Origin of the sequence: Pseudomonas sp. 18173 (assembly GCF_050432945.1) — a bacterium.
In the GTDB taxonomy this organism is placed as follows: Bacteria; Pseudomonadota; Gammaproteobacteria; order Pseudomonadales; family Pseudomonadaceae; genus Aquipseudomonas.
Genome location: NZ_JBKFTN010000027.1, coordinates 71,999 through 82,086 on the forward strand (window position 1 = coordinate 71,999; position 10,088 = coordinate 82,086).

General features: G+C 53.4%; 9 protein-coding genes. 5 read left to right on the plus strand and 4 right to left on the minus strand.

All coding sequences use genetic code 11. The features are described from left to right. Nucleotides 1-260 precede the first annotated feature (260 nt). The 3 genes from ACLD1X_RS25080 (at nucleotide 261) to ACLD1X_RS25090 (ending at nucleotide 3,217) form a co-directional block, all read left to right on the plus strand. Complete coding sequence (locus ACLD1X_RS25080; protein ID WP_429372338.1) at nucleotides 261-1,052, plus strand: PDZ domain-containing protein; 792 nt, start codon at nucleotides 261-263, stop codon at nucleotides 1,050-1,052. A gap of 180 nt (nucleotides 1,053-1,232) precedes the next feature. Next, nucleotides 1,233-1,865 (plus strand): LysE family translocator, encoded by a 633-nt coding sequence (locus tag ACLD1X_RS25085; RefSeq protein WP_429372340.1) that lies wholly within the window; start codon nucleotides 1,233-1,235, stop codon nucleotides 1,863-1,865. Nucleotides 1,866-2,170: 305 nt separating this feature from the next. After that, complete coding sequence (locus ACLD1X_RS25090) at nucleotides 2,171-3,217, plus strand: alkaline phosphatase family protein (RefSeq protein ID WP_429372342.1); 1,047 nt, start codon at nucleotides 2,171-2,173, stop codon at nucleotides 3,215-3,217. Nucleotides 3,218-4,271: 1,054 nt separating this feature from the next. Here the strand turns inward: ACLD1X_RS25090 and ACLD1X_RS25095 are convergent. Together ACLD1X_RS25095 and ACLD1X_RS25100 are read right to left on the minus strand one after the other, a co-directional pair. Continuing rightward, nucleotides 4,272-5,516, minus strand: coding sequence for an MFS transporter (locus ACLD1X_RS25095; RefSeq protein WP_429372344.1), 1,245 nt, complete (start codon nucleotides 5,514-5,516; stop codon nucleotides 4,272-4,274). 89 nt (nucleotides 5,517-5,605) lie between these two features. Then, entirely contained in the window at nucleotides 5,606-6,283 is a 678-nt protein-coding gene (locus ACLD1X_RS25100) for an RraA family protein (protein ID WP_429372346.1), read from the minus strand. A 232-nt stretch (nucleotides 6,284-6,515) separates the two neighbouring features. Between ACLD1X_RS25100 and ACLD1X_RS25105 the strand changes: the two genes are divergently transcribed. Beyond that, the gene (locus tag ACLD1X_RS25105) at nucleotides 6,516-7,493 is read left to right on the plus strand and encodes a hydroxyacid dehydrogenase (RefSeq protein ID WP_429372348.1); all 978 of its coding nucleotides are present in this window, start codon (nucleotides 6,516-6,518) and stop codon (nucleotides 7,491-7,493) included. Nucleotides 7,494-7,577: 84 nt separating this feature from the next. Then, a complete protein-coding gene (locus tag ACLD1X_RS25110) occupies nucleotides 7,578-8,900 on the plus strand; it encodes an MFS transporter (RefSeq protein ID WP_429372350.1) in 1,323 nt (440 codons plus the stop codon). Nucleotides 8,901-9,008: 108 nt separating this feature from the next. Here ACLD1X_RS25110 and ACLD1X_RS25115 read toward each other — a convergent pair whose 3' ends face one another. Both ACLD1X_RS25115 and ACLD1X_RS25120 read right to left on the minus strand, forming a co-directional pair. Further along, nucleotides 9,009-9,740: an IclR family transcriptional regulator gene (locus tag ACLD1X_RS25115; protein ID WP_429372358.1), complete on the minus strand. Its 732-nt coding sequence runs from the start codon at nucleotides 9,738-9,740 to the stop codon at nucleotides 9,009-9,011. Nucleotides 9,741-10,002: 262 nt separating this feature from the next. Beyond that, nucleotides 10,003-10,088, minus strand: an 86-nt coding sequence (locus tag ACLD1X_RS25120) for a hypothetical protein (RefSeq protein ID WP_429372360.1), incomplete at its 5' end; no start/stop codon positions are given.

A 10,088-nucleotide genomic window follows, 5' to 3' on the forward strand; every position in this document is an offset into this window, starting at 1 on the left:
GCGTTCTATGGATATGAGCGGTAGAAAACGACCCGAAGCGGCCGGTGGTAATAGTCAAAAACGGCCAGAAGCACCCGCTCGGGTATGCATTTAATTCTGCACTTTATAACTACTACCGTAACCGTTCACCCACAAGGCCTCATAACTGTAAGGCTTTTGTTTTTTAGAGGATTTACTTGCCATCGAGCTAGACGACGCTCTAGGCTCAGTCTGCTATCAGAATTACGGTATCTATCAAGTAGCTCATAGGGAAAAAGGCTGTGATCAAGAACATACTGATGATCGTTGGTTTCCTCACTCTAGCTGGCTGCGCCAACCCCTACGCCAAAAACTACAAGTCACTTTCTGATCCGGAATATATCGCCACCTATAGAACAAGCCCCGCTCCTGCGGAACCGACTCTTGCGCTCGGCACTAACCCAGTCCAGGACGTTCAGACGTACTATGAAAACAGCTATGAAGCACTTGGCTTTAGTATGTTCAGCGACGAGTTATCGACACAGCAGAAAGCAATTGAGCAAGGTCGGGCAGTTGGTGCTGATTTAGTTGTCTACTACGAACCCATTTACCAGCGCACCAACACCCAAGCTGTACCTGTATCACTTCCTACTCAGCAAACTGTGAGTAGTTATGGGCAAGCGACCGCTTACAATAGCTATGGCGGATCAGCCACTGCATATGGCTCATCGTATGGAACTGTTTACGGCCAACAATGGACTGCAATCCAAGTTAGTCGGGATAGCTATTTTCAGACCGCCACGTACTACGTCAGGACCAACCAGCCTTTAGGACTGCATTTCCGCGCACCCACTACTGCGGAAGCTCAAGCTCTTGGCACACAACGTGCTGTAGTGATTACCTCCATTGTGCGCGGTTCTGCTGCCTATCAAGCGGATTTCCTTCCTGGAGATACAATTCTTAAGGCTGATAATCTTTCCGTTGACCAAATTCCTAACGTTGCCGATTTTGTACGTGCGCGCCAAGGAAAGTCGGTCGACGTCATGCTTATCCGCAATGGCAAATCCATAATAAAGAAACTAACAATACCGTAGCTCAAGTCCAAACTAAAAAAAGGGAACTGATTTATTTTCCAATAGGTGGCAAAAAACAAATCTGCGCCCTTTTTTGAAAAACAAATCCGTCCCCTTTTTTGTTCATGGCTGCCATGACCTTCTGTAAAATGCCCTCATTCGCCTGCAAGGCGACTTCAACAATAAGAGCCTGAGGCATCCATGATCGACGTTTCTGTAGCATTACTTTTCGCAGGCGCTTGCATTGCGCTCACGCTGACGCCTGGCCCAGACATGCTGTTGATCGCTTCGCGGAGTCTGAGCCAAGGTCGAGCTTCGGGCTTTGTATCGCTTGCAGGCATTCAGGCAGGCACTTATTGCCACGCACTGGCTGCAGCGCTGGGGCTGTCGCAGTTGATGACCGCTGTGCCTGCTGCTTACGACCTCGTCAGATTCGCCGGTGCCGCGTACCTGGCATTTCTTGCGTGGAAGGCGATCACCAGTAGCTCGTCACCCTTGGCACCGAATGAAGCCTTACCAACCACGCCGCTATTGCGCATTTTTCGACAAGGTCTGCTGACCAATCTGTTGAATCCAAAAATGGCGCTATTTGTACTGGCTCTGTTTCCACAATTCGTGGACCCCACCAAAGGCTCCCTGGTGGTACAAATGCTGACATTTGCGACCATTTTGAATGCCATCGGATTGGTCGTGAATGGGGCTGTGATTCTCCTGGCCAGCAAGGTCGGGAGCAAGCTGACCAGCAATGCCAGCATTGCCAAGCGACTGAATCAGCTATTGGGCGCGGTTTTCATGGGCCTGGCTGTTCGTTTGGCGCTGTTTTCCGGGAAGTAAGTCGACCGGTTGAGTCCACAACCAAAAGCGGTCACTCAATTGAATGTCTCTCTGGCCATAAGCGGGCAAGCAGAGCCTGATGGCGGTGACCGCAGGTGTTGCTTGTTGAGCATGCGCTGTTGCGCCCAGGATCACCAAGGCGCAAGCCATCAAGCCTTTCAACAAAAAAGTTTCAGATCCGATAGCTTTTTCATACCAGGTACCTTTTTCAGGTGTCGATCCGAGGTATTCGCAACTCCGGTGGCAAGCGCACATCAACAATGACCCTTGGTGCATTACCACCGAGTAGATCGCCCAGATACTGCATGCAGAATCACTTCCGCCCAAATTGCATGACCACGCATTGGTTAAGCCCCACGGCGATTTCTAGTGCGGCATTGTCCATTTCGGATGGCGCAGACGACTCTGAAATGGGGTTCCCTGGATTTCATTGGAAATATTTGGCATTGGTTTTCAACACTCAGAATTTCACACTGTTCCCGGGACTCAAGCTGCTGCTAACGCTATGCGCGATAAGCCTGCTTGGCTGTTCACGTAGCGACGAGATAGGGCAATGTAATGCTGCGACGCTAGCGCCTGCTCGACAGGTGGTCATCATCGACATCGACGGCCTGCGTACCGACGCGATTAGCCCAGCACTGACCCCCTTCCTGTCCCAGTTGGCTGAGTCCAAGGGATTGGCTTGGGGGAGGGTCGATGTCAGCAACGGTCGCACGCAACAGACTTACTCCGCGCCTGGCTGGATCAGTGTGCTCACCGCAAGTTGGGCAGGCGCACATGGCATTGTTGATAACGAGAGCCCAGGTCCCGTCAAAAGCCAAACCGTGTTTGAGCGCCTTCAAACCCGCAAGGCTGATAGTCGCAGCATTCTCATTACCTCCTGGAAGCCGCTGTACGACTTGGTCGAGGGGCGTTTGCGGGGTTTGCCGGAGCTACACCATGCGGCATTTTTGCGTAAGAACGATGCAGCGGTCGAGCAGGAAGTACTGACCACCTGGCGTACATGCCAGCCCGATCTGGCCTTCATTCATCTCGATGCAGTAGACGAAGCGGGCCATAACGGTGTTTTCGACCCGTCTGATCCGGGCTACGCTGCCGCCGTGCGAGAAACAGACGCCCGCATTCGTCGCCTCTGGGAGAAGGCATTTGCGTCACCCGCCGCCCAGAGTGCAATACCTCAGCGCCTGGTCGTTTTTGTCAGTGATCACGGGGGCATCGGCAACAAGCACGGCCGCTATTCAGAAGCTGAACGCTGGGCGCCGCTGCTGGCCATATCGCCGTCTGGTTATCCTGCAGTGAAGATCAGCGAATTGGTTGATATTGGTCAGGCTTCGCTGGATTTCGTCCATTGAGGGTTGGACTATCCCGGCTCAGATAGACATCCCTGATAAAATACTGGACTCGACAGCGGCCCATTGTGACTGGCTGCTTTTGGCCGCTCTCTGCAGGCCATGGTCACAAAGCCTGCTGGTTAAATCCGATGCAATCGATGGTCAAGTGGAGTGCAATTTCGCACCTGACGACCAAACCAATACTACCCTCGCAAAAAACCCTTCCTGCGCATCAACACAGGAAGGGTTTTTTGTTTGCGGCTGATCAGTCTTTGGCCTGGTTCAACTTGGTGAACAGCTCGGTCGGTACTTTCTTGCCATTGGTGACGTACTGGTTGGTGCGGAACTTGTACACCTCACCCTCGGACAGGAAACCGTCCCCTTTTCGCTCTTTTCGCTTAAAAAACAATCTGACGCTTAGACTCATGGGAATCACCCGTCGGAGACGGATCTGTCATCTCTGGCATGAACGTCTCCTATGGGTTATCGATTACAGCCAGTGGTAGCGGACCAAAGTTGACCCATAGATATCCGCAACCAGCAACCACTATGCACCTTTACCTGCTTTCAGCCGTGATCAAACAGCACGCCATGTCGAAACGAAAACTGCTGCCAGAAAAAACGAAATTGGAATTGGCAGTATCGATTGCACAGCAGTTAATTGCCTACCTGTGCGTCGAGTGACAATCCTGAATATGCCTACGACCAACACAAACGCTATAACGAGCGACCACCCATATTCACTCATGAGATACACCTGGCCATTCTTGATTTACATTAAACATCGGCTCCATAGGCCGCCCCCGGAAAACACTAAAATACGAAACGCCCGCTGAACGATTTAGCCAATCTGTTGCATCGACCTGTTGAATCCACAGCCAGAAGCAGTCCTTCAGGACTCGTCGATCTGAGTCCATTAGACCAAATGTCCGGCTCGATTCTGAGGAGGAGCGGCAACGTANTGTTGAATCCACAGCCAGAAGCAGTCCTTCAGGACTCGTCGATCTGAGTCCATTAGACCAAATGTCCGGCTCGATTCTGAGGAGGAGCGGCAACGTACTAATAGTCGAGCTGTTTAGCGATTAAGTGATTGATGTTTCAGATAGCGTCTACCGATACTCAGGATCAGGTACATAAGCAACATGCATCCTGCGATACCGAGAGTCGCAGGCGCTCCAAATCGTGCTGCGATCAACCCTGCCAGCATCCCCCCTACAGCTTCAAATCCGAATCGCATGGCGATATAGAAAGCGACAACTCGACCACGCAGTGAGCCGGGTGCGCCGCTTTGCAACTGCATATTAGTGCTCACGTTGCTCATCGTGATGCCGAAGCCCAGCAACACCAATCCAAACAATGCCATCGGCAAGTTTGCGCAAAGGCACACTCCCAGCAGCGCGAAGCCGCAGACAAGCGCTCCGCCATCGGTGAAGTATCGCAATCGAGACAGCGATCCACTGAAGGCTAAAATCAGGGTTGCCACGAAGGCACCAGCACCGGCGGCGCCCCATAACCAGCCGAGAATCCTCGCATCACCGGCATACACCGTCTTTGCGAGAATAGGCAAAAGCGCTGCATAGCAGGACGCCAGCAGGTTCACCATGATCACGCTGATCATTAACTGCCGAACACTCACTGTCCGCCAGAGGTAAGCCACCCCTTCTCGAAAAACTTGAGAAGTCGAGCCGGTTGCTTTTGGTGATGCTGTCGCCTTGACCTTAAGCAATCCCAACATAAGCCCCATGTAGGCAAATGCAGTCAGAAGGAAACAACCCGCCTCGCTCGTCACCGCTATCAAGGTGCCCGCCAAGGGTGGCCCGACAAACCTCGCAGCGTTGATCAACATTGCGTTTAGCACTAACGCATTCGGCAGATCCGCAGGGTCGTCGACGAAACTACCGATAAGCGCTTGGCGTAACGGTGTCTCCACCGCATTCAGCAGCCCTAGCAGGAGCGCCATACCGGCAATCGACGCACCATCGATCCAGCCGAGCTGAGTGATGACGGCAAGCGTGAGTGATTGGAAAACCAGCACCACTTGCACACCAATCAACAACCGTCGTTTGTCATGACGATCTATCCAGGCACCCGCGAGCGGCCCGATGAGAAGTTGCGGTGCAAGTGAAAGAAACGTGATGAGACCAAGCAGAACGGCTGAGCCAGTCAAATGATAGGCCAGCCAAGCCAAGGCGACCTGTTGAACCCATTTGCCTAGAGTAGAGATGCCCTGGCCGACGAAATAGATTTGGAAGTTTCGATTGGCAAGTGCCCGAACTGGAGCAGGCCAACCTGTGGGGCGAGAAGAGTATGGATTGGGCAAGAATGAGATTCCTTAAAAGGCCACGCCATTCCTGATCGATCCATTGTCTACCGCGCACCGTAAAGTTTGATGCGCGGTAGTGTCTTGGATCAGAGTGGCAGCAGGCAGCCTTTCGTCTTCAAAGATTGCAACACCCAAGAACGATCGTTTTTGCCCTGGGCGATGAGCTCCATCTGTTTTTGCTCGGCGGTATATTTGGCCGTCGCACGATCATAGACTTCAGCGACATGGTCAAACGGCACGCACAGCAAGCCATCATCATCGCCAATGACCAGATCGCCTGGTTCGATAACCATACCATCAATAGCAATCGGTACGTTGATCTCGCCTGGCCCATCCTTGTAAGGGCCACGGTGCGATACACCGGCGGCAAACAGTGGGAAGTCACCACCGCCAATGTTAGCGGCATCACGAATTGCGCCATTGATGACGATCCCAGCTACGCCGCGCTTTACCGCGTAGGCAACCATCATTTCACCGATCAGCGCGTTGGTTAGATCACCACCCGCATCAACCACAATGACGTCTCCAGGCTCAGCGATGTCGATAGCGTAGTGCAGCATCAGGTTGTCACCTGGACGAGCCTTCACTGTCACTGCCGGGCCAGCGAGTACACCGTCACTGTGCATAGGACGCAGGCGAGAGCCCCCTGCGGTCATGCGATTCATGGAGTCGCTGACGTTGGCTACTGGAAGCTCACGATAACGTGCGACCCATTCTGCGCTGACTTTGCGTGCGCGCTCTAGCACCTGAAATCCAATGCTCATGTGACATACCTCTGTTTGGTTTTATTCGATCACATCGACTGCCGTCGAAGCCTATTTTTAGAATTGCATTTCATTTATTGAAACGCAATGGGGATTTTTCCCGGAGAAGACCGCTACCCGACAAGCGTCACAAGTATGTTATTGCAACGTCGTTTCATTATGGTAGGGTTATGCCATCGCAGTCGCTGCATGCGCCAGCGTTTATCTCCACGATAAAAACAAGGTACCTACGATGTCCCTAACCATTCTGCTAACAGGCCCTGAACTAGCTGCGGATGCCATGAACCTAGCCGCCGCAGAGGGCGTCAGAGTCATTCCAACGACTCCCTATCTGCCCGCTGAGGAATTGGAAGCCATCATTCGTGCGGAGCAGCCTGACGCGATCATCGTTCGCCAAGGCCAACTGACCGGAACGATGATCAAGGCCTCGAAAAATTTGAAAGCGATCGCTAAACATGGCGTTGGCTACAACACCATCGACATCGAGACCGCTGCCGCTTGCGGCATTCCAGTAAGCATTGCCGTAGGCGCGAATGCTCAATCAGTAGCCGAGCACGCCTTCGCCTTGATGTTTAGTGTTGCGAGACAAACCGCCCTGCTGGACGCACGCATGCGCGACGGTCATTGGGATAAGTCCGAGGCGAACGGAATAGAGTTGTTTGGCAAGACGCTCGGTCTGGTAGGACTAGGGTCGATCGGCAGCATCCTGATGGACTTGGTCGCCCCACTGCGGATGAAAGTGAAGGTCTATGACCCCTATCTCCAGCAGCTACCGGAGCGCGATCATGTGGAGCGCGAACAGGACTTCAATCGTCTACTGGCTGAGAGCGATATCATTAGCCTGCACTGCCCGCTGACCGAGTCCAACCACAACCTGATCGGCGCTGCACAACTCGAACTCATGCGCCCAGGCAGCATCTTGATCAATACCGCTCGTGGCGAACTGATTGATACCCAAGCACTGGTACAAGCACTGAGCGAACGTAAAATCGCCGGCGCTGGATTGGATACGTTCAATCCCGAGCCTCCACCAGCTGACAGCCCTTTGTGGGGCCTTCCGACGCTCGTGGCGACTCCTCATGTCGGCGCCAATACCTCCGAGGCACGTGATCGCGTAGGTGTTGTCGCGTTGCGACAGATCTTGGATGTCTGGGCAGGCCAGCCACTGGATCCACGCTGCGTGGTCAACAGGCACTTGCTCGACTGCTGATCGCATGATTGCGCGCTCCTTCCGCTACGAGAAGGAGCGCTTCCGTAACGCGACACTCCAGAAAAAAAACAATTGGAGAGCCTTATGACTTCACCAACTTCCACCGTAAGTGAACTCGAACGCAGCACGATGCACCGGGTCGCTTGGCGCTTACTGCCATTCCTGATCATCTGCTATCTGATCGCGATCATTGATCGCGGCAACATCGGAATGGCCTCACTGCAGATGAACGCAGACCTGGGCTTAACTGCAAAAGTATTCGGATTTGCCAGCAGCCTGTTTTTCTTTTCTTACTTCCTTGTGGAAGTACCCAGCAACCTGGCCATGCAAAAGTTTGGTGCTCGGATCTGGATCGCAAGGATTATGATCACGTGGGGCATCATTTCGGCGGGAACCGCCTTCGTTCAGGGGGCAAACTCTCTGTACGTGATGCGCTTCCTGCTTGGTGCTGCCGAGGCCGGTTTCTTCCCAGGCGTGCTTCTGTACCTCACCTACTGGTTGCCATCGGCCTATCGTGCCCGCATGGTCGCAATTTTCATGGTTGCCATTCCTGCAGCCAATTTCATTGGCTCGCCTTTGTCTGGGCTTCTTCTCAGCCTTGATGGGTGGATGGGAATGCGCGGCTGGCACTGGCTTTTCATCATCGAAGGTATCCCGGCAGTACTGTTAGGCATTGCTTGCCTGTTTGTACTCACAGACCGTCCCGAGCATGCCAAATGGCTTACCGATGAACAGCGTAACTGGCTGACTCAGCGCTTAGCTGAGGAATCATCGAAGAAAACCGCTATCGGCCATATCTCGTTGTGGAAACTGCTACGCCATAAGGATATTTGGGTGCTTGCACTCATCTACTCTGGAGCATCTGCTGCCGGCAGCACCATGAGCGTCTGGGCTCCTCAGTTGCTCAAAACCTTTGGCCTGACCTCCTTGGAGATTGGCCTGGTCAATGCCATTCCCTATGGCGTCGCTTCGGTGTTGATGATTCTTTGGGGCCGCAGCTCCGACCGCACTGGGGAACGTCGTTGGCATACAGCAATGACATTGTTGCTCATTGCTGCAGGTCTGCTCATGACGCTGTTCACCTCATCTTTGCCTGCCACTATCGTGATGCTGACCATGGTTTTGGTCGGTGCGTATTCGATGAAAGGGCCATTCTGGGCGCTGGTATCTGGCTGGTTGTCGTCCTCTACTGCTGCAGCGGGACTGGCAGCGATTGGCGCCATGGCAAACCTGATCGGTGGAGGCCTGATGGTGAATGCGTACGGCGCGATTCACGATGCAACCGGTAGCTATGCATTGGCACTAATGCCGCTAGCAACACTCTGCACAGTTGCCGGACTCATGGTTCTGGTAATCGGTCGCAAACGTCAGCGTGAACAAGCAGATCTTGCAGTCAGCATTAAGTAGAGACTGCTCACCAAAATATCGATGCCCATTTTCCCTTGGCGGAATATGGGCATCGTTGTTTTGGTACTACAAAAAGAGAGGGTTCTGTTGCGTGGCGACAACCCGGTATTACTTTACGGCTTCAAGCTCGCTGCTGGCGGGCGTACTGTCTGCCGGCTTGAAGCCCAGGCTACGCATCAGGTCACGCGCGGTATCGAAAAAGATGGCCCTGATGCTGTCGGCAGCCTCTTCTGTCAGTCGGCTTGCAGGCCCGGAAATGACCAGTGCCCCCATCAATTCTTGTTGTGCGCCATAGATAGGCAGGGCAATCGAGGCCGCATGAGGATCCGTTGCACCACGCGAGTAATAAGGTTTTGCCAGTGCGATGCCTACCTGGAAAGGTGCACGCAGCGCCTGGGCACCGGCCGCTTCGTCCATGGGACGCATATCGCCCGGCTGCAGGTTGATCCGCAGACTGTGGAAGGAATTCACCCGGTACTGGCACATCCGATAGGCACCATGGCGAACGTAGAATGATGCGGTTTCGCCGGACTGCTCGGAGAGATATTGGAGCCTGGGCATCACGTGACGCTCAAGATCCAAGGCCTCCTGGTAAACAGCATTAAGCCTCATGACTTCGCTAGCCAACTGATAGCGGCCATCCGCCATTCGATTGATCAGACCATGATTTTCCAGGGAGACCATTAAGCGCATGACCGTGCTTTTGATTAGCCCGGTACGCTCAACCAGATCTACCAGGCTCAACGCCGTATCGCCGACTCGAAAAGCCGTGAGCACGGTCAAGACCCGGTCAGCCGAAGCCACACCATTTACCGCTGGACGCGGCCGCGCATTCGCCATCAGAAAAACCTCATCTATTGGGCCCGTTAACAAATCATTGTAAGGGCCGGAACATCGATTATCCGACAAGGACGATATCCTCGCCATCCTTGTGGCAATTCAACTCGCTACCTGCAGCTGACATAGCCATTTTTCGACTCAAAAACCTGGAGCACGAAGAATGGAAACCTCCACCCCAAATTTTACGGCGCCTGAAAAGCAAAAAAACCAGTGAGGTGCTGTATCACACCACACTGGCAGAGGTTAAAGCTTTAGCCCGAGATCAGACGCTGATGCACAGATACTTGATTTCGAGATAGTCCTCGATCCCGTACCTGGAGCCTTCACGGCCCAGGCCCGAGGCCTTGA

Bases quoted from the DNA above. Each gene is read 5' to 3' on its own strand.
- ACLD1X_RS25085 (WP_429372340.1), top strand. From the start codon at position 1,233: ATGATCGACGTTTCTGTAGCATTACTTTTCGCAGGCGCTTGCATTGCG.
- ACLD1X_RS25090 (WP_429372342.1), top strand. From the start codon at position 2,171: ATGCAGAATCACTTCCGCCCAAATTGCATGACCACGCATTGGTTAAGC.
- ACLD1X_RS25100 (WP_429372346.1), bottom strand. From the start codon at position 6,283: ATGAGCATTGGATTTCAGGTGCTAGAGCGCGCACGCAAAGTCAGCGCA.
- ACLD1X_RS25105 (WP_429372348.1), top strand. From the start codon at position 6,516: ATGTCCCTAACCATTCTGCTAACAGGCCCTGAACTAGCTGCGGATGCC.
- ACLD1X_RS25110 (WP_429372350.1), top strand. From the start codon at position 7,578: ATGACTTCACCAACTTCCACCGTAAGTGAACTCGAACGCAGCACGATG.
- ACLD1X_RS25115 (WP_429372358.1), bottom strand. From the start codon at position 9,740: ATGGCGAATGCGCGGCCGCGTCCAGCGGTAAATGGTGTGGCTTCGGCT.